The sequence below is a fragment of the Acinetobacter sp. B-6 genome (assembly GCF_056930735.1).
In genome coordinates this window covers 104,630-125,064 of record NZ_JBXPBY010000014.1, presented here as the reverse complement: position 1 = coordinate 125,064, position 20,435 = coordinate 104,630, and the positions used below count along the sequence as shown (strand labels likewise).

The window sequence follows — 20,435 nt, the reverse complement described above, 5'->3', positions numbered from 1 at the left end:
ACTCAAATTTGACCACTTAATTTCCCATCATATTGATTTTTATTTCCATGATCGGATGACAAGCAAAGGAATATTTATTCCCTATGAAAAGTTTACAAATATCTCCGAGGATTTGGTTAAAAAACTATAGAATGGGACTTCGACTTAAACATATCTTTAACTTTTAAAAAACATCGTGAAGAGTTGATACGCACATACATAGCTCACTTTTAGTAATTTCACAGTTGACCGTAAAACTTATTAGAGAACTGTAAAAACACTCAATCACTAGTAAAACAACAATTATAAATAGAATCCTGCCTAAAACAATTGCGGACAATATCTTCGAGTATCATCTTAGATCATGAGTTTAGTCATCCAGTCTTTTTTGCATTCTGAATGAGAACGATTAGAATAATAGCAAGATGATTAATATGGAGTCACCATGCAATACCAATGTCCAAAGTGTCAAAGCCGGAAAATTCTCCCAGTTGCAAATGGCAACACACCTGCAGCTCGCCCAGTTGTTCCTAAAAGCTTGGTATTCTTGATTCCACTACTCTTTATTTTATTGCTTTTGGTTGTCATCAGTATAGTGATGTGGATTTTCAGTAACGGTGCAGGTCAGACATTGCAGATTGCAACGGTGGTGGTTTTTATTGCAACAGTGATTGCTGGCGTACTTTTTTGGCGTGATCTTCCTGATTTTAAAATTTCCATGCAATCTTTTATGCAAGCCAATAAAAATTGGAAGTGTCGCGACTGTAATCATGAATGGCAAATCTAAAGCCATTACTTAACAGATTTAAAAATCAAACCATTCACATTAATGTGAATGGTTTTTTTCTTGAGCTATAGGTGAATCTTGAGCATGGTTCTGTGTTGTATGTGAATCTACCATATCTGCATCATCCTCGATTTGTAGAGTCATTTCGGTGATCCCATGCTGATGACTCAACATTTCCATGGCTTGTTGATACAGCTGGTTGCGATCTGCTTCAGGTGCATACAAATGGACAGTTAAATGAACATTTTTGGAAGTAATTGCCCAGACTTTGAGTTGGTGAATACTTTCCACGCCTTTGATTGATAACAGGTCATTCCGTAACTTCTCAATATCAATTTCCTCAGGTACACCCTCTAAGAGAATATTGATACTTTGTTTGAGTAGAATCCATGTTCTTGGCAAGACCCAAAACCCAATAAGCACAGCAATGACTGTATCAACCCACATCCAACCCGTGAAATAAATAATTGCTCCACCGACGATAACACCAACTGAACCAAGCGCATCACTCAAGACTTCCAAATAAGCTCCCTTGATATTTAAACTTTCTTGGGAACTTGAAAATAAAATCTTCATCGAAATCAGATTAATCACCAAACCAATAACGGCGACAATCATCATGCCTACACTTTGAATTTCAGGAGGTTGGCTAAAGCGTTGATAGGCTTCATAAAGAATATAAATCGCCACCACAAACAACATCAGCGCATTAAACAATGCCGCCAAAATTTCAAAACGTTGATAACCAAAGTTACGCTTATTGTCCGCAGGTAATTTTCCAATTTTTATCGCGACCAATGCAATTGCGAGTGCAGCTGCATCGGTAAACATATGCGCAGCATCAGACAATAACGCTAAACTCTGTGTAATGAACCCAGCCACCACTTCAACAATCAAAAAAGTACCAGTCAATAGCAATGCAAAGCTTAGTTTTTTAACATTGCCCTCGGTGACCATGGCGTGACTATGATCATGCCCTTGTTGTTCACTCATTTCGCACCTCTCTTTATTTTATGTATTCGCAATTCATTTCTTTTTCAATTATTGATAATAATAATTATTATCAATAATACTTTTTCTCTATATAATGCCTACACAACATTTTTAGATTTGACAATACCCCTTCTAACAGGATGTCTACAATGAAAAAATATCTTGCGCTCGCCCTACTGTTTTGTTCTTATAGCCATGCACATGAACCCTATGTTGCTCCTTTGAGTTACCTCACTGCAAATACACAAATTCCTGTCATTGCTGGTTATGCAGAAGAAGCGCTCAATGCTGAACATGCACTTAAACAAACAACTTTAACGGTCATTCAACCTGATCAAAACCAATTACAAGTTCAACCTACCAGCACTTTAAAATCTGCGACTGTTTTTGACTTAGCTCTACCACAATCAGGCACTTATCAATTGGGTACTAAAGTTTCTTTTCCTCTCAAATATGTACAACATAATAAAGAATGGAAAATGCTTTTTGATGTTGCCGCAGATAAAGCAGGAAATATTTCTGAACGTGACTATGTCGTCCCGTCTGATTTCAAAAAAGCCCCTGTATCCGTCAGTATTCAGCGTGAATGGTCAATCCAAAGCTATATTTCAAAAGACAAATCATCTGCTTTTCAAAACAAAACTGATGCAGTCATACAGGTTGAGTTTAAACCCCATCCCAATGACATCACTGCACAACAACCTGTACAGATTCTGATTAAAAAATCAGGGCAAGCACTCAAAAATGCGGAGTTACTGGTTCGAGCTCAAGGTCAAACCGATAAGCAAGCGTTAAAAGTTCCTGTCGCTACGGATGGCTCTGCCACACTTACTTTCCCATATTCTGGACAATATCTTGTTGAAGTCAGTGAACCTTTCAATTCAACCGCAAAACCAGTCAATCAAAACTACACCATTATTAGCTTAGGCGTATTACCTGCTGGCAAATAATACAACCTTAAAAATATAGAGACCCTCTTCTTGTTTTACTCAAAAAGAGGGCTTTGTTTTTTAGACAAGCAATTAGTTACTTCGCTCTTTACGCTCATTCATCCAACGATAGATCACAGGCAAAATCACCAAGGTCAATAAGGTTGATGACATAATTCCACCGATGACCACTGTTGCCAATGGACGCTGTACTTCTGCACCTGTCCCTGTCGCCAAAGCCATCGGAACAAAGCCTAAAGAGGCAACACAGGCTGTCATCAGAACAGGTCTTAAACGTAAAATTGCACCTTGCCAAGTCGCATGATAAACATCAAGTTGCTGACGCAATTCCTTAATGAATGTCAACATGACCAGACCATTCAGCACCGCCACACCAGAGAGCGCGATAAAACCAACACCAGCAGACATAGATAATGGTATTCCTCGCAACCACAATGCAATCAAACCGCCACATAGGGCAAATGGAACACCAGTGAAGACCAGTAGGCTTTCTTTAAAGTTATGGAAAACAGCCATCAACAAGATAAAGATCGTAATCAATGCCAATGGAACCACCAATTGCATTCTCGCTTTGGCTGAAGTGAGGTTTTCAAACTGCCCCCCATAACTCAACCAATACCCTGCAGGCATTTCCTGTTTAGCCAAAGTAGATTGCAGTTCTGCAACAAAAGAACCTAAATCACGCCCTTCCACGTTTGTGGTCACAACAACCCGTCGTTTACCATTTTCACGACTGACCTGATTGATACCTAAAATATTTTCTACTTTAGCGACGTCTTGTAACTGAATTAAGCCACCATTCGGTGTTTGAATCGGCAGCACAGCCAAATGTTCTGGAGTACGTTGCGCATCATCCAAACGGATCACAAAGTCAAAGCGACGATCTCCTTGTAAAATCTGCCCAACATTCTGCCCACCTACACTTGTTGCAACCAAATCCTGAATAGCTCTTACAGATAATCCGTATTGCGCTGCTGCTGCTTTATTCACTTCAACATTGAGCAAAGGTAAACCCGATGTCTGCTCGATCTTAACTGCGGATGCGCCTGAAATACTTTGAACTTGTTGGGCAATTTTACTCGCCTGTTGGTTCAATACATCCATGTCATCGCCAAATATTTTGATCCCAACATCACTACGCACACCTGAAATCAATTCATTAAAGCGTAGTTCAATCGGTTGTGAAAACTCACTGTTATTACCGGGTAGTGTTGCCAGAAATGCAATCATGCGTTGACGTAATTCATCTATGCTTTCTTTCGGGTTTTTCCATTCCTTCTGCGGTTTTAACAAGATCACTGCATCTGAAATATTCGGTGGCATTACATCTGTTGCCACTTCTGCAGTACCTGTACGGGCAAATATGGCTTTAATTTCTGGAAACTCTTTCAGCAACAATTTTTCCGTATTTTCTTGCATTCTTAAAGATTGTTCCAAGCTGGTACTTGGGGAACGCATTTGCTGTACTGCAAAATCTCCTTCACTCAATGTTGGCGCAAACTCACTTCCAATCTGTGTTGCAAGTAGACCTGTCAAAAATAAAATACACAGCGCAAGCGTGATGACCAATACTTTAAAATGATAGGCTAAGTTGAGCACTGCTTCATATTTACGCTTTAACCAAAGCATCCAGCGACTTTCTGTCTCCTTCACCTCACCATTTACAAACAGCGCCACCGCTGCTGGAATAAATGTCACAGAAAGGATAATCGCGCCGAGAAGAGCCAATACAACCGTCATTGCCATTGGATGGAAGAGTTTAGCTTCAACCCCTGACAAAGCAAAAATAGGTAAGTAAACTACTAGAATAATTAATTGACCAAAAATCAATGGGCGACGTGCCTGTTTTGCTGCAAGGAATACTTCTTTAAAGCGCTCTGATCGTGACAATAAACGCCCTTTAGCATGTTGAGCTTCTGCTAAGCGACGAATACAGTTTTCCACAATCACCACTGCACCATCGACAATAATCCCGAAATCTAATGCACCAAGACTCATCAAGTTAGCACTGATTTTTTGTTCCACCATACCTGCTAAAGTGAATAACATGGACAATGGAATTACACAGGCAGTAATTAAAGCCGCTCGGAAATTACCTAGGAATAAGAACAAAATAACAATGACCAGAATTGCCCCTTCAACAAGGTTTTTCTGTACAGTTTTAATCGCTCGTTCAACCAGATCAGTACGGTCATAAACTGTTTCAATGACAATGCCTTTCGGTAAAGACTGCTGGACTTCTTTGACTTTGGCATCCACAGCACGTGCAACTGTACGGCTATTTTCTCCCATCATCATCATGGCAATACCCAGTACAGTTTCTTGACTGTTATAAGTCGCACCACCAGTTCTAAGATCATGCCCTATCGCTACGGTCGCAACATCAGCAACACGGATCGGAAAACCATTTTTATTGCCAATGCTGACATTTTGAATATCTTCAATACTGCTGAGTATTCCCGGAACACGTACAGTCAATTGCTGACCATTGGTTTCAATAAAACCAGCACCACGGTTTTCATTATTTAAAGTCAAAGCATTTTGCAAATCACTGAGAGGGATTTGCAATTGTTGTAAACGATTGAGATCTGGAGTGACCACATAAGTTTTATTAAAGCCACCAATCGAGTTTACCTCAGCAACACCAGGTACTCGTTGTAATTGCGGTCTTACAATCCAATCCTGAATTTCACGCAAGTCCATGGCGGTATAAGGTGTACCATCAGGTTTCTTGGCATTGGGTTCAGCTTTAACCACCCACTGATAAATTTCTCCCAGCCCTGTCGATACGGGTGACATTGTAGGTGAAATATCATCAGGTAGTGCTGCTTGGGCTTCTTGGATACGCTGATTAATTTGTTGACGCGCCCAATAAATGTCTGTGCCATCTTTAAAAATAATGGTGACTTGTGATAAGCCATAACGAGAAATTGAGCGGGTCATCTCAAGTTTAGGTAGACCTGCCATTGCAGTTTCAATGGGATAGGTGATTCGTTGCTCGACTTCCAACGCAGTAAACCCAGCTGCCTGTGTGTTCACTTGTACTTGGACATTGGTAATATCGGGTACCGCATCAATCGGTAATTTTTGATAGCTATAAACACCTACGCCAATCCAAGCCACGATAAACAGTATCACCCATATCGCATTTTTGATTGAGAATTGAATGAGTCGATCAAACAAACCCTCTGCCTGAGGCAATTCCTGATCTTTGTCTAAATCTAATTGAGAATCTGGAGAATCCTTAATGGTCATGGCTCGCTTCTCCCTTTTCTAGTTCAGATTTGAGTAAGAAACTGCCTTGCCCCGCGTATTGCTGCCCTTGCTTCAGACCTGACTGAATTTCAATCCACTGTCCATCGCTGGAAACCTGCCCCAAGACGACAGGTTGTGCTTTAAATTCAAGCTTTTTGTCATGTTCATTGGCAACAAATACAACATCTTTATCCTCTATTTTTTGTACTGCACTTTTCAATACACGTAACGCTTGAGCAGAACCCGGCTGTTGAAGCTGAACATTGACCATTAAGTTTGGACGTAATTCAGCAGCATTGGACAATACTTTGGCACGCACTTGTAAACGTCCAGTCTGAGCATCAGCTTCAGTATTTAAACTTTGAATCTGAGCCTTGAAAGTATTACCTGTTTGTAACGACTTAAACTCAATCTGTTGATTCGGTGCAATAGATGAAAACTCGGAACTTGGGACAATAAATTCAAGCCACAATTGATCCAACTGATCAATCACGAACAATTGACTGGCAAGCTGAACATTCTCCCCCATGACTAAATCTTTTTTGCTAATAATTCCCGCAATCGGTGCTGTCATGACATAACGTCCCTGACTACCAGAAGAAGCCCCTAAAGCAGACAGACGAGATTTGGTTGCTTGTACCTGTATTTGAGCCTGTTTATAGGCATTGTATGCACGCTGGTAATCCTGCTTGGCAGAGATGCCTTGTGACCATAATTGACGCTCACGTTCATAATCTTGATGCGCCAACTCCATTGCAGCTTGTGCAATCTGCAAATTCGCTTGTTGGTCAACCAAATCTGGAACAACGAGCGTTGCCAATGCCTGACCTTTTTGCACACGTTGCCCTAGCTCCACATTTACCGCTATCACTTGTCCACTAAAAGCAGGAGATACATGCGCCTGTCGATCGGTATTGACCATGATTTTTGCAGGATAAGACGCTGACTTTAAAACAGCTCCCATTTCCGCTTTGGCGAGTTGTATGCCTTGCTCAGTAATTTGCTGTGCAGTCAGGCTAATGGTTTCTTTTTCCTCCTCTTCACTATGCCCACCTTCATTTGCACCTCCCTCAGCTGATTCTGCTGCACCTTCTTCACCATGCGCATGTCCTTCCTCACCATGCCCTTCTTCTTTTGATGTGCTTTTTTTCGATGAAAAAAGTAAAGCTGTTGCAATAAGTGCTGTCACGACAATAGCAACAATGATCAGTAGGCGTTGAGAAATTTTGCCCTGCTGATGCTGAAACGATTTAAATTGATTTAGCATATTAATTTCTCCCACCAATCACTGGTAGTGCTTGAGTCTCTTGCCATAAGTTTTGATTAATTTGTGCGATTGCATCTTTCGCCATGATTTGACTTGGTTCAACGCCTAGACTCAAACTTTCTGCTTCAATGGCGCGTTGCCATGCATCTTTGAGTAATTGCACCTTGCGTAAACGTACATCCTGCAATTGTAAAGTCGCTTGCTGTACATCCGTTACAGCAAACTTACCTACTGTAAAACCCATTAAAGTTTTACGTTGTACCTGAGCGGCAAGTGGAATTTGCGACTGATCCACAGCATTAAATTGCACTTCTAGTCCTTGCAGTTCAGTCAATAATGTACCGACCTGCAAAGCATTTTGACGAAGATAGAATTCTTGCTGTTTGTTTAATAAATCTTCTTTCGCACGCGCAATTTGCACACCATATTGTTGGCGGTTAAAAATATTCAATGGAATCGACACCCCCACCACAAGTGCATTATCCGTTTGTGCTTGAGGTGATCGTGTGCGGTTTACCCCAAAATTCACAGTAGGATTTGGGCGTGCTGAGGCTTTGAGCTGATCTACGGTCGCTTTTGCCTGCAACACTTGTAAACGGCGTGATTTTTCAAACAAATTATCCGATAAATATTCTTGCACTTGTTGATGAGAAGAAGATGGCCACAATGATTGTGGACTCAAATTGATACTGATCGATTTATCTGAATCTCCCCATAAATTTGATAATTGCTGTCTAGCAACCTGAACTTGTAGATCCGCTTGGCGATACAGACGCGCATTTTCAGCATGACTTAATCGCACCCGATCCACATCGACTTGGGCAACACCACCTGCTTGATAACGCTTCTGGATGGCATTCAAATTTTCTTCACTGACTTTAAGCTGCTCTTGAACCACACTACGTTCGAGTTCAAAAATTGCCAGTTGTGACCATAGATATTTAACAGCAAGCTCAAGTTGGGCTTGATAAATTCGCTGATTTAAATCGCTTTGATCTTTAGAAAGTTGCGCCAATTTTTGAACAGATTTTCGCTCACCAAAAAGATCTAAGCGCTGAGAAACACCTATCGCAAGCTCTTTATCCTCATTTGAACCAAAGCCTGTTTGCTGTATGGATATCTCTGGATTTGTCCACAGTTTTGCTTGTTTTATATTCGCATCCGCAATCTGCTGCTGAGTCTGCCACACATTTTGTGTTTGTTGGTACTGCTCTGCTTTCGCGATTGCCTGTTGCAAGGTTAATGACTGTTTTGAATCATTCGCCCAAGCGCTAGATGTAATGATACTCACCATGAGCGCGCCAAGAAGAGACGATCTAAAGCTCAATCTAGACTTTTGTAAGGTTTTACATGTTTTTTTAGGCATAGAAATGCTCCACTAAATTCAAATATTAGCGGTGAGTGATTTTTCGGCTACCCCACCTTATAGCGGGGATAAGAGGGGCGGTGGGTTAGGAAAATATAGATCAGGCGACTGGTATAAGTTGTTCCAGCCAACAAATGGCGCTTCTCGGTAACCTATAAATTTAGGCTGTTCAGCATGTTGCTGATCATCCACGACAATAAAATGGACTAAAGAAGGCAAATGATCACTATGATCATCATTGAAATGATTTAGAAAATCGTTAACGCGTACATCATGCTGATGGGTTGCTTTCTGTGGAGAAGCCCCATGATCTGTTTGAGTCTCAGACCCATAGCTTCCCAATAATTGAGGATGTAGTAACTGATCTTGCGTACAATCAGGCGCACTATGATGACCAAAATGCTGAATGACCGATTTCTGAGCTGCTCCAGCACTTTTTTCATGATCACAAAAAGCCGCTGCCACATTCCAAAGGCTCTGGAACATGAACAAACTTAGCAAGACTGTGATGAAAACAGCTGAACGTTTCACAGATTGAGACTCGAAATCAAAATACATGATGAATATAGCAACTTTGTTGAGCTATTCAAATTACAGAAAGGTAATTTTTAAAAATTCTAAATCTTTTATTAACTAGGACTAACATAAACAAAAGTATATAAAAAGCAATTGACAAATTACATAAAATTATTTGCAAAGTTTACAAAATCAGCTAGATTTACTGATATCTAATCAATTTTTTATGATTAGCAATCTCTTTTACTTTGTTAATGGATTAGCAAGGAGGTTTTATATGTTGGTGCATATTTTTAACCGTTTTTTAGGAGATTCCACATCTCGCCAGGCATTTGAACAAAATGCATCTGAAGCCACGCTTGAAAAAGCGCAAGCACATGATTTTGAAGATCAACATTTAAGTTCAGATGAAATTGCAAATCGCAATGCAATGTGGTGTTATCTCAGAGCCGCTTTACGCGGAGATCAGGAAGCCCAATATAAAATGGGGCTGAGTTATCTCAATGGGCAACTGGGTTTAGACCGTAGTTATAGTCATGCTGAAAAATGGCTTGAACAAGCGGCGCATCAAGGTCATCTTCATGCAAAAGAACAGTTAAAGAAAGCCTATGACGAACTTGCATTCTCATAAATTATGTTAATTGTATTGTATATATCGCGCGATAAACAGAGCTAAAACTGGCTCTGTTTATTGATCAATTATACTGGGTTATCCACCTGAATTCATTTGTTTATTTTTCACGCAAACATTGATTATTTTTACTTTAAAAATTGATTTCAATATGGTAAAAATCACCAAATAAATAAAAAAACTATAGAGTATTTACTCTAAAATATTTTTTAAATTCAGAGGCTTACTACTAGTAATTTTATTTTTTTTGTATATTATTGCCCCCAATAAAACTGACTATCTTTTATACAAGGATAGCTTCACCCAGAAACTAAAAATACAGCTCATATATTCATTTTAGCAAAATCAGGAAAATAGCTATGAATCAGAAATTGGAGCAACTTTTTCAAGAAAAGGTTCAAGGTAAAATTGCATTAATCACTGGTGCATCTAGTGGTATTGGTTTAACGGTTGCAAAAAAACTTGCTGCGGCAGGAGCACATGTACTTTTGGTGTCTCGTACAGAAGAAACACTCAAAGAAGTTCAAGCGGAAATCCAGGCAGAAGGTGGTCAAGCGGACATTTTTCCGTGCGACTTAAATGATATGGATGCAATTGATAGGGTCTCTAAGCAAATCATTGCTTCGGTTGATCATATTGATATATTAATTAATAACGCAGGACGTTCGATTCGCCGTGCTGTACATGAGTCTGTCGACCGTTTCCATGACTTTGAACGTACCATGCAGCTGAATTATTTTGGTGCTGTACGCTTAGTATTGAACATTTTACCGCAAATGATGACACGCAAAGATGGTCATATCATCAATATCAGCTCGATTGGTGTATTGGCAAACGCAACCCGTTTCTCTGCTTATGTTGCTTCAAAAGCGGCTTTAGATGCCTTTAGCCGTTGCTTATCTGCCGAAGTCCACTCACATAAAATTGCGATCACATCGGTGTATATGCCTTTAGTGCGTACACCCATGATTGCACCAACCAAAATCTATAAATACGTTCCGACGCTCTCTCCAGAACAAGCTGCAGATTTGGTGGCTTATGCGATTGTTAAACGTCCGAAAAAAGTTGCAACCAACTTAGGACGTTTAGCTTCAATTACCTATTCAATCGCACCAGGAATCAACAATAAATTAATGTCGATTGGTTTTAATTTATTCCCAAGCTCAACTGCTTCTGTGGGCGAACCACAGAAACTTAATCTAGTACAACGTGCCTATGCGCGTTTATTCCCTGGCGAACATTGGTAAGTTTAAAATATCTTAGAAAGCTTATTTTTAAGTAAGCTTTCTAACCACTCAATAAAAAATTGAAAATAGACAGGTCTATATTTTCTTTCTAAAAATAAAAAATTAACAGGAATCTTAAGACAAGGTTCATCTTCAAAAATTCGAATTAATTTATTTTGTGCAATAAAAGGCACTGCATCGAACGCAGGAATCTGAATGATCCCTAATCCTTGTAAAGCAGCATGTAAATAGCTTTCTGTGTCCTCTACACACAGTTTGTAGGGAAGATTGACCTGAATATTTTTAAAATACAGGCGCTCAAAATCAGTATCTAAATTTTTGATTTGATACCCGATCAGAAAATGCTCTTGCAAATGCGTCAAGCGCAATGGCTGTTGCAACCTATTTAGATAATCAGGAGAAGCCAAGGTATATAAATCAACATTGGCAATCGGTCTTATTATTAAATTTTCATCCTCCACCCTACCCACACGAACGACACAATCTAAACGCTGTTCGATTAAATCTGAATAATGATCATGGCTATAAATTGAAATTTTAACATTTGGATATTTTTCATAAAACTCATTGAGATAAGGAATAAGGTATTGTGTTGCTATACGCAACGGCAAACCAATTTTAATTTTTCCTATATGCTCACGATTTTTTAATTTGAAATGATCTAATGTTTCAGACTGTAGAATTAAGTGTTTAACCTCTAGAAAAAATTGCATTCCGTCATTGGTTAAATTGACTTTTCGAGTAGTTCGATTAAACAGCAAAATTTCATATTCTTTTTCTAAAGCTTGTATGGCATAGGTAATGGTGGAACGTGGTAAGTCTAACTCTTTTGCTACTTGTGCAAATGAGTGTTTTTCTGCAACAAGACAAAAAATTTTAAACCGCTCTATTTTATCCATCTATTATTCAAATTTTTCAAACAATCCATTCGATTCTATCCACTATGTAGAATAAAAAATAGCACCTAGAATTTCAACATCACTGGTTAACATTGGAAAATAAAAATGAGCTCACATGACTTAAAAGATAAAACCGTTATTATTACGGGTGGCGCAAAAAATTTAGGTGGTTTGATCTCTCGTAAATTTGCAGAACAAGGGGCAAATTTGGTCATTCACTATAACAGCCCAGAAACACGAAAGGATGCTGAAGAAACACTTAAAGCTGTTGAACAATTGGGTGCTCATGCAACACTGATACAAGCAGATCTCTCTAATATTCAAAATATTGAAACCTTGTTCATCAAAGCCAAAGAAACTTTTGGTGGTATCGATATTGCAATTAATACAGTCGGTCGAGTATTAAAAAAACCATTGATTGAAACCACAGAACAAGAGTTTGATTCAATGAATGACATTAACAATAAAATCGCTTATTTCTTCATTCAATCTGCGGGAAAACATCTCAACAATGGTGGAAAAATTTGCTCAATCGTGACCAGTCTTTTGGCAGCCTATACCAGTTTGTATTCCACCTATGAAGGCTTAAAAGCACCGGTTGAGCACTATACTCGCGCGGCATCAAAGGAATACGGAGCGCGTGGTATTTCCGTTACAGCCGTTGCGCCAGGTCCAATGGATACCCCATTTTTCTATGGTCAAGAAGCACCTGAAGCTGTGGCGTACCATAAATCTGCCTCAGCACTGGGGGGCTTAACCAAAATTGAAGACATTGAACCTTTGGTACGTTTCTTAGTCACAGAAGGCTGGTGGATTACAGGACAGACTATTTTTGCCAATGGTGGTTATACAACACGATAATGCTGCTCGAGAAAAGTGCCCATTTTATTCAATGGGCACTTTTTCCTTAGTCGTCATAATTTTGCTTAACCCATTCAGCCGTCCGTTCAATCGTTTGCTTGAGATTGGTTTCGGGTATTTTCCAGTTTCGATTCAATTTTAAAAATGCATCAATATTCAATTGCTCTGTACGAATGAAATTTAACATTTCCGCAGATAACTCCAACTTTTGAGCAAGCCATTTCCATTTTAAAATTAATTTTAATATTTTGAGAGAAACAAAATAGTGTGGTGCCTTAAGATTTAAGCGATCTGCCGCATGTTGAATCAGTACCTGTAAAGAAATCTGGGTGGGATTAACAATCAGTATCTCTTGATCTACTGCCAATTGATCCTGTGAGGCTTTACATATCGCATGAACCAACATGGTCACTGAAACTAAAGGCAAATAATGCTGAGGGGTGGCAGGAATTGCAGCCAACTTGCGTTGTATCAATTGGGTAATGAGATGTTCAATCGGCTGATATTTTGCGATTTCTCCAGAATTTTCATCTCCTATGACAGTTGCAGGGTGTATCACAGTCCAATCAATTTTCAACGCTTGTGCAGATTTGATCCAAGCAAAATGTGCTTCAATTTTGGAAGCTTCATAAGCACCTAGTTTTTGATAGACAGACTGCCAATCTGTTTTTTCTATATTTTTCAGATCAACTCCAGCATCTTCCAAATGCTGAGTAAGTGTCAACATATAGCCAGAAAGATGAATTGCCCGTTTCAAGTGACAGTGAGCATTCACAGTTTGAAGTAAGTTGATGACTCCTCGAACATTCACTTCATGTGCCTGTTGCATCGACAGATTCCATGCAAATAACGCACTGGTGTTGAACAAATGTGTCACCGTTGCAAGCCGTTTCCAGTCCCCAGTTGAAATACCCAAGTCTGGTAAGGTGATATCACCTTGTATACATTGCAATTTTTGATAATTTATTCCTTGCTTTTCTAGCCAAGCTTTCAATCTAGGTTCTTGCTGCTCACGATTTCGACACAGCGCAAAAACCTGATCATTGTCTTGAAGTAATTGTGCCACCAGAAATTTACCAATAAATCCTGTTGCACCTGCGACCAAGGTAATTTTTTCTGTACTTTGATTATTTTGCATCACTTGCTACGCTCCTTATGTTCACACTTAATCTAAAGGATGGAGTACACTCCACAGTCAAGTGTTTCTTGCAAGTACATTCAAATTTGGAGCCAGTGATGTTAATCAGTGAGTTATCAAAACACCTCAATCTCAGTCGGGATACAATTCGTTTTTATGAAAAGCTAGCGCTTATCCATCCTTTGATACGCAATAATGGATACAAAGATTATTCAGAACAGGATGTACAACAATTACAGTTGATCCAAGTTGCTAAAAATTTAGGTTTTACTTTGGCTGAAATTAAACAAATTTTAGATTTGGTCAATGTGAATGAAATTCCAGCGGAACAATTCCATGAGATTTTAACCGACAAGCTTAATCTCATTCGTGAAAAAATCCATCAACTACAAAACATTCAGCATCTGCTTGAAAATCTTGTAATTGGCGAAGCATGCCCATTTAAAAAAGATTGTGATATTTCTGCGATTATCTAGTCCATAAAAAAAACCGCCTTACGGCGGTTTCATTTTGAGAAATTAAGGCTTATTTAGATCCTTTAATACCTGCTTGTAATAACAATGCGCCTAAACCACCAATTTTATTTTCTTGAGGTTTTGCTGCCTGAGGCTTTTTGTCATGACGAGGTGCTTTGTCCTTATTGTCATGATTTGGACGACCTTGCTGTGGACGCTTACCTTGTGGTTTACGTTCAGTACGTTGCTCATTGTTATTAAACTCACGCTTTTGACGAGGTGCTTTAGCAGGTGCTTCAGAACCTTCAGGGCGCATCGACAAATTCACACGATTACGTTCAGCATCTACTGTCAACACGCGCACTTGTACAATTTGTCCTGGTTTAACAACTTTATGTGGATCTGCAACAAATTCATTGGCAAGTTCAGAAATATGGACTAAACCGTCTTGATGTACACCAACATCAACAAATGCACCGAAGTTGGTCACATTGGTAATTACACCTTCGAGCTGCATGCCCTCGGTTAACTGACTCACTTCAGTAATATCTTCACGGAATTTAGCCGTACGGAATTCTGGACGTGGATCACGACCTGGTTTTTCAAGTTCACTTAACACATCTTGAATCGTCGGTAAACCAAATTGATCATCCACAAAATCTTCCGCTTTGACCTGACGGATAATTTCAGTATTACCAATAATATCTTTCACTGTAGTCGCTTTGGCTTCAACAATCTTATTGACCAAGCCATAAGACTCAGGATGAACAGATGATGCATCCAAAGGCTCAGAACCGTCTTGAATACGCAAGAAACCTGCAGCTTGTTCAAAGGTACGTTCACCCAAACGAGGGACATTCTTTAATGCTTGACGATTATCAAAACGACCATTTTCCTTACGGTAATCGACAATTTGCTGTGCAATCGCCTTATTCAAACCAGCGATATAACCCAAGATTGCAGGAGAAGCAGTATTAACATCCACACCAACAGCATTCACACAGTCCTCTACCACCGCATCCAGTGTTTTTGCCAAATTGGTTTGATTCACGTCGTGCTGATATTGACCTACGCCAATTGATTTCGGATCAATTTTAACCAACTCAGCTAAAGGATCTTGTAAGCGACGTGCAATAGACACCGCACCACGAATCGCTACATCAAGTTCAGGCAGTTCAGCAGAAGCCAACTCTGAAGCAGAATATACTGATGCACCTGCTTCACTGACTGAAACACGGGTTAAGTTAAGATCAGTATTCTCAGCCATCATTTCAGCGACAACTGCTTCAGTTTCACGGCTTGCTGTTCCATTACCAATAGCGATTAAATCTACATTGAATTCACGGCACAGTCTTGCCAGTTCTGCAATTGAACCCGCCTTATCTTCTTTAGGTGCAAAAGGATAAATGGTGCTGTGTGCCAAAACATCGCCTGAATTTGAAACTACAGCAAGTTTCACACCTGTACGGATACCAGGGTCAACACCCAGTGTGGTACGAGAACCAGCAGGTGCAGAAAGTAACAAATGACGTAAGTTTTCAGCAAACACATTCATTGCTTCTGATTCAGCAGCAAGGCGTTTTTCAGTCAATAATGAATGCTCGATGGTCGGACGCACTTTGCCTAACCAAAACAGTTTTGCTGTTTGTTTTAAAAAGTCTTGACGAGATTGTGGTTGAACTGTCTCAAGATTATATTCGGTTTCAATACGTGAAAGTGGTGCATGATCTTCACCATCAACTTTAAGACCAAGCACATTTTCTTGACGACCACGCAGCATCGCCAATAGACGATGTGAAGGTACTTTATTTAGGTTTTCAGAGAAATCAAAGTAATCACGGAATTTCTTACCGACTTCTTTTTTCTCTTCAGATGCAACTAAACTCTTCAACACAGCGGTTTTTGCAAAAGTCGTTTTCAACTCTGTTGTCAAAGGAATATTTTGTGCCCAATCATCAATAATGATGTGTTGAATCGCATCTAATTGACTTTCAACATCTGGATATTCTTCATGGCTAAAACCTGCCAAAGCTTCTGTAGGATCAACTTGCTCTGCAATAATTTTTTCTGCGATAACACCAAGACCCGCTTCTTTTGCTTTAAAAGATTTACTGGTACGTTTTGGACGATACGGTGCGTAAAGCTCTTCTAAGGCATTTTTTGTTTCAGCGGCATTTACACGAGCGAGCAAATCATCTGAAAGTTTATTTTGTTCTTTTAAAGATTCGATTACTTTTTCACGGCGTTCAAATAAATCACGCAAATAAACAAGGCGCGTATCGAGTTGGCGTAATTGTATATCGTCTAAACCCTGTGTTACTTCTTTACGGTAACGTGCAATAAATGGAACACTAGAGCCTTCATCAATCAGTTTAATGGCAGCTTCTACTTGGTTTGGACGTACGGCAAGTTCACTTGCCAACTGCTGAACTAAGTCAGTCATCGTGTTTAATTCCACAAGGATAAGGACTAAAAGTTAGTGATTATAAAGACCGAGACCATAAAATCCACAATTGTTTTGCAAATTAGTAATGAAAAAAGTGATAAAAGTTCATTTTTCTTGAGTTTTTATCATGCAATCGGGTATTTCACTCTGACCTTGTGCGTTCAAATTGCTTTGTAAAATAATTTTTCCAAGCTGCCATTTCGCCCCTTTTCTCTGACCGCCACCAAAACGGTTGAAATATTGTAAAGAACACGATTGATAACCTGGTTTAGTGACTGTCTCTTGAACAAACACTGGTGGTGCTTCCATATACATGATTTCTTTCAACAAAAAAGCAGAATAGCGCTGCTCTTTTAACTGAAAATCGCCATTTTGATTGGTTTGAGTTTCTCCCACTTGAACATATGCAATCGGTTGTCCACGACCATCAATCACTTGTCCAGAGATCTCTGGTCGAGATAATCGGCTAATACATGCAGTTAAACAAAAGCTTATTGCTAAAATACATAAAAGTTTCATTTGCAAATGGTATGTTTTTTTATTTATAAACATAGAACGATCTCAAATATTTGTAGATGTTGTCTTTTGGTTTCAAAACAGCCGGAAAATTGTATTTTTGAGCAATTTGATACATAGTCTTAACAAGCGCTTAGGCATTATACTGAGATTGATGAATATTTATAATTTACAACATTAAGGGAGTACATCATGAGTTTGGTTGTACCTGCTGAAAATACAGATGTCGTACAAAACGAAACTGACCGTGTCGAACGCATCTTAGTGGTCGATGATGATGTGCGTTTACGTACCCTTTTACAGCGTTTCCTTGAAGATAAAGGCTTTGTTGTTAAGACAGCCCACGATGCAACACAAATGGACCGTCTATTACAACGTGAGTTATTTTCACTCATCGTTTTAGACTTCATGCTTCCTGTAGAAGATGGTTTAAGCATTTGCAGACGATTACGCGCATCCAATATTGATACACCTGTCATCATGCTCACAGCACGTGGCAGTGACTCTGACCGTATTGCTGGTTTAGAGGCTGGTGCGGATGACTATTTGCCAAAACCGTTTAATCCAAATGAATTATTGGCACGTATCCGTGCTGTTTTACGTCGCCAAGTTCGTGAGGTTCCAGGTGCACCAAGCCAAAATGTAGAAGTGGTTTCGTTTGGTCCATGGTCTTTAGATCTTTCAACGCGTACTTTGACACGTGAAGGGCAAGTAGTCACCTTGACTACAGGTGAATTTGCCGTGTTGAAAGCGCTGGTACAACATCCACGCGAACCATTGACCCGTGATAAATTGATGAATTTGGCGCGTGGTCGTGAATGGGGCGCAATGGAACGTTCAATTGATGTTCAAGTTTCACGTTTGCGTCGATTAATCGAAGAGAATCCAGCACGTGCACGTTATATCCAAACTGTATGGGGCGTAGGTTATGTCTTTGTTCCAGATGGTGCGGAATAATAAAGCAATATATGGTATCTCTATTTGCTGAACGCATGAGATATTGACTTATGGGTGACATTTTTGAATAAGGAATGTCACCCATATTTTATTGCACAGAATAATGCTTTTATGAATTAAGCTTTTAGATGACTTCTAAATGGGCTTAATCTTATCAGCCATGAAACCTCTGCCATTACATAGAAATAATTGTATGAAGATCAAATTTGCAATGCCTCGCTTTACATTTAAAGTTTAAATCGCTTTGCGTAGCCGCTGCCTCACTTTTCAGAGATGAAAAGATGACAAAAATCTTCTGTTTAACAGGGGTCTTGCGCTGCAAACAAAGCAATGCTTTGTTTTTTGCTCATATACCCCCCACCCAAGATGGCGACATCCATGCCGGATCACGATAGAAAGACCATCTATGTTTCAGAAGCATTTAAAATGTATGTAAACATTCAATGCGCATTTTTCGACCATCTCAAGAGGTCGAATTGGTTACTAAAAATAATAAAAGAAGCAAATCATCATAAAAATTAGACTTTCTTATTCAATCAAACAATCTATTTTGACTAGATTAAATTTTATGAGTTTATTTTTATTCAAATCACAAGTGCTAGATCAAGCATAGATAAAATCACAGTTTTATTATTGCTATAAATTCATCATTGATTAAACTAAAATCATTGCATCACACGATATTATCGAGTAACAGGATCAATCTGTGAAATTAGAACCCATAGACCCACAAGAATTTACTGACTTTGTCGCTTACAAAGAACGCAAACGCACACCTTGGGAACGCTTTCTCGATAAAATCAAACCACGTTCAGCAGCAATGCGAACTACGGTTCTGGTCATATTTGTGGTTTTTTTTAGCCTATTTATGTCTCTTTGGTTTTTCTGGAAAACACTCTATCTCCCAGAAATTCAACAACATGCACGCTTTCTGGCAGTTGAGCTTGAGATGGTCAACAATCCTCGCTTGCAGATCTACCACGACGATATTCAGTTAGATATTGATGAGTGGTTAAAACAGCGTGTTGGTGTGGAATATGTTACAGATCCTAAAGACTATCCAAATGTTAAAGATAAAATTATTGCTGATTTCTTTACCAATCGCATTGAAAAGCAATTGGCAGAAGAATTAAAAATTAAGGACGTAACGGTTTACTTCCAGTTTAAACCTAGTCCACGTATCTGGGTACAAACGCCTGAAATGAATGGGAATTGGGTTCGTGAACCGTTAAATACCTATGCGAATTATAGTCCAGAACTTATTTTAGCTTGGTTATTGGGGATTCCTTTAATTGCTGCAGCCATTATTTTGACATTGGTTAGACAGTTGAATCGCCCATTACGTCGCTTACAACATGCTGCAAATAATTACAGTAAAACAGGTAAAGCGCCTTATCTTGAAACCAACCATGGACCACAAGAAATTCGTGAAGTTAACCAAGCTTTTAACCATATGATTTATACGCTTGAACAAACTGAACGAGATCGTCAAATCATGTTGGCTGGAATTTCACATGATTTAAGAACACCGTTGACTCGGATTCGTTTAAGTGCAGAAATGATGTCTGATGATGACTTCTTAAAAGAAGGACTGATTTATGATGTCGATGATATGGACGCCATTTTGAGCCAATTTATCTCTTATATGCGTGATGGTTCAGATGAAGAGCTACAAGACACCAATATCAACAGCTTACTACAAGAACTAGTGATTCAGTTTAAGCCTTTGGATATTCGCTTTACACCTCAAGAGTTGCCAATCATCACCGCACGTTCGCTCTCCCTCAAACGCTTGATTGGTAATTTGATCAACAATTCTAAACGCTATGGTGCAGAACCCATTGAATTGAGTGCACTGGTTGAAAATGAACATATCAAAATCTGTGTTGCGGACAATGGTGAAGGTATCCCTGAAGATCAGATTGAAGACTTAATGCAACCCTTTGTACGCGGAAATGCTGCACGTACAGTTCAAGGCAGTGGTTTAGGGCTGGCAATTGTGAAGCGAATTGTCGATATTCATCAAGGTGAACTGTCTATTTCCAACCGCCCTGAAGGTGGTTTACAAGCCATCGTCTCCCTACCACTTTCGATAAAAGTTGAGGAAGAACCGACACCTACAAACCCGATTCAAAAAATTAAGCAAAGTTTGAGTGATCATTTTTAATGATC

At 39.3% G+C, this 20,435-nt stretch carries 17 protein-coding genes; 8 read left to right on the top strand and 9 right to left on the bottom strand.

Features of this window, described 5'->3' with window-relative positions; translation table 11 throughout:
* The first annotated feature begins 424 nt into the window (after positions 1 to 424).
* Entirely contained in the window at positions 425 to 766 is a 342-nt protein-coding gene (locus AC1Z3T_RS16805; RefSeq protein ID WP_004825419.1) for a hypothetical protein, read from the top strand.
* Positions 767 to 805: 39 nt separating this feature from the next.
* On the opposite strand, the gene AC1Z3T_RS16800 is transcribed toward AC1Z3T_RS16805, so the two are convergent.
* Positions 806 to 1,759, bottom strand: a complete 954-nt coding sequence (locus AC1Z3T_RS16800) for a cation diffusion facilitator family transporter (RefSeq protein WP_100884381.1) — start codon at positions 1,757 to 1,759, stop codon at positions 806 to 808.
* Positions 1,760 to 1,908: 149 nt separating this feature from the next.
* On the opposite strand from AC1Z3T_RS16800, the gene AC1Z3T_RS16795 reads away from it, so the two are divergent.
* Positions 1,909 to 2,709 (top strand): DUF4198 domain-containing protein, encoded by an 801-nt coding sequence (locus AC1Z3T_RS16795; RefSeq protein WP_100884380.1) that lies wholly within the window; start codon positions 1,909 to 1,911, stop codon positions 2,707 to 2,709.
* A gap of 72 nt (positions 2,710 to 2,781) precedes the next feature.
* Here AC1Z3T_RS16795 and AC1Z3T_RS16790 read toward each other — a convergent pair whose 3' ends face one another.
* From AC1Z3T_RS16790 to AC1Z3T_RS16775, 4 genes are read right to left on the bottom strand one after another with little or no spacing between them, the layout of a single operon-like run.
* The gene (locus AC1Z3T_RS16790) at positions 2,782 to 5,964 is read right to left on the bottom strand and encodes an efflux RND transporter permease subunit (RefSeq protein WP_167387345.1); all 3,183 of its coding nucleotides are present in this window, start codon (positions 5,962 to 5,964) and stop codon (positions 2,782 to 2,784) included.
* Entirely contained in the window at positions 5,954 to 7,231 is a 1,278-nt protein-coding gene (locus AC1Z3T_RS16785; RefSeq protein WP_004825432.1) for an efflux RND transporter periplasmic adaptor subunit, read from the bottom strand. The genes AC1Z3T_RS16790 and AC1Z3T_RS16785 overlap by 11 nt, the downstream gene beginning before the upstream one ends.
* Before the next feature lies 1 nt (position 7,232).
* Complete coding sequence (locus AC1Z3T_RS16780; protein WP_100884379.1) at positions 7,233 to 8,597, bottom strand: TolC family protein; 1,365 nt, start codon at positions 8,595 to 8,597, stop codon at positions 7,233 to 7,235.
* 57 nt (positions 8,598 to 8,654) lie between these two features.
* A complete protein-coding gene (locus tag AC1Z3T_RS16775; RefSeq protein WP_227567152.1) occupies positions 8,655 to 9,083 on the bottom strand; it encodes a cation transporter in 429 nt (142 codons plus the stop codon).
* A gap of 307 nt (positions 9,084 to 9,390) precedes the next feature.
* Between AC1Z3T_RS16775 and AC1Z3T_RS16770 the strand changes: the two genes are divergently transcribed.
* A complete protein-coding gene (locus AC1Z3T_RS16770; RefSeq protein WP_004825435.1) occupies positions 9,391 to 9,744 on the top strand; it encodes an SEL1-like repeat protein in 354 nt (117 codons plus the stop codon).
* Positions 9,745 to 10,103: 359 nt separating this feature from the next.
* The gene (locus tag AC1Z3T_RS16765) at positions 10,104 to 10,991 is read left to right on the top strand and encodes an SDR family NAD(P)-dependent oxidoreductase (protein ID WP_004825436.1); all 888 of its coding nucleotides are present in this window, start codon (positions 10,104 to 10,106) and stop codon (positions 10,989 to 10,991) included.
* Positions 10,992 to 10,993: 2 nt separating this feature from the next.
* On the opposite strand, the gene AC1Z3T_RS16760 is transcribed toward AC1Z3T_RS16765, so the two are convergent.
* Positions 10,994 to 11,890, bottom strand: coding sequence for a LysR family transcriptional regulator (locus AC1Z3T_RS16760; protein ID WP_100884378.1), 897 nt, complete (start codon positions 11,888 to 11,890; stop codon positions 10,994 to 10,996).
* A 105-nt stretch (positions 11,891 to 11,995) separates the two neighbouring features.
* On the opposite strand from AC1Z3T_RS16760, the gene AC1Z3T_RS16755 reads away from it, so the two are divergent.
* A complete protein-coding gene (locus tag AC1Z3T_RS16755) occupies positions 11,996 to 12,751 on the top strand; it encodes an SDR family oxidoreductase (protein WP_100884377.1) in 756 nt (251 codons plus the stop codon).
* A 46-nt stretch (positions 12,752 to 12,797) separates the two neighbouring features.
* Here the strand turns inward: AC1Z3T_RS16755 and AC1Z3T_RS16750 are convergent, their stop codons facing one another.
* A complete protein-coding gene (locus AC1Z3T_RS16750; RefSeq protein ID WP_100884376.1) occupies positions 12,798 to 13,889 on the bottom strand; it encodes an SDR family oxidoreductase in 1,092 nt (363 codons plus the stop codon).
* A gap of 98 nt (positions 13,890 to 13,987) precedes the next feature.
* Here AC1Z3T_RS16750 and AC1Z3T_RS16745 point away from each other — a divergent pair, with 98 nt between their 5' ends.
* The gene (locus tag AC1Z3T_RS16745) at positions 13,988 to 14,365 is read left to right on the top strand and encodes a MerR family transcriptional regulator (protein ID WP_100884375.1); all 378 of its coding nucleotides are present in this window, start codon (positions 13,988 to 13,990) and stop codon (positions 14,363 to 14,365) included.
* Between the two features lie 49 nt (positions 14,366 to 14,414).
* Here the strand turns inward: AC1Z3T_RS16745 and AC1Z3T_RS16740 are convergent, their stop codons facing one another.
* On the bottom strand, positions 14,415 to 16,787 hold the full coding sequence (locus AC1Z3T_RS16740) for a Tex family protein (RefSeq protein ID WP_151803603.1): 2,373 nt from the start codon (positions 16,785 to 16,787) through the stop codon (positions 14,415 to 14,417).
* Between the two features lie 108 nt (positions 16,788 to 16,895).
* Positions 16,896 to 17,342, bottom strand: coding sequence for a carboxypeptidase-like regulatory domain-containing protein (locus AC1Z3T_RS16735; protein ID WP_046760366.1), 447 nt, complete (start codon positions 17,340 to 17,342; stop codon positions 16,896 to 16,898).
* Positions 17,343 to 17,498: 156 nt separating this feature from the next.
* Between AC1Z3T_RS16735 and ompR the strand changes: the two genes are divergently transcribed.
* Both ompR and AC1Z3T_RS16725 read left to right on the top strand, forming a co-directional pair.
* Complete coding sequence (gene ompR / locus AC1Z3T_RS16730) at positions 17,499 to 18,263, top strand: osmolarity response regulator transcription factor OmpR (protein WP_004825449.1); 765 nt, start codon at positions 17,499 to 17,501, stop codon at positions 18,261 to 18,263.
* Positions 18,264 to 18,969: 706 nt separating this feature from the next.
* Positions 18,970 to 20,430: an ATP-binding protein gene (locus AC1Z3T_RS16725; protein WP_046760365.1), complete on the top strand. Its 1,461-nt coding sequence runs from the start codon at positions 18,970 to 18,972 to the stop codon at positions 20,428 to 20,430.
* Positions 20,431 to 20,435: the final 5 nt, after the last annotated feature.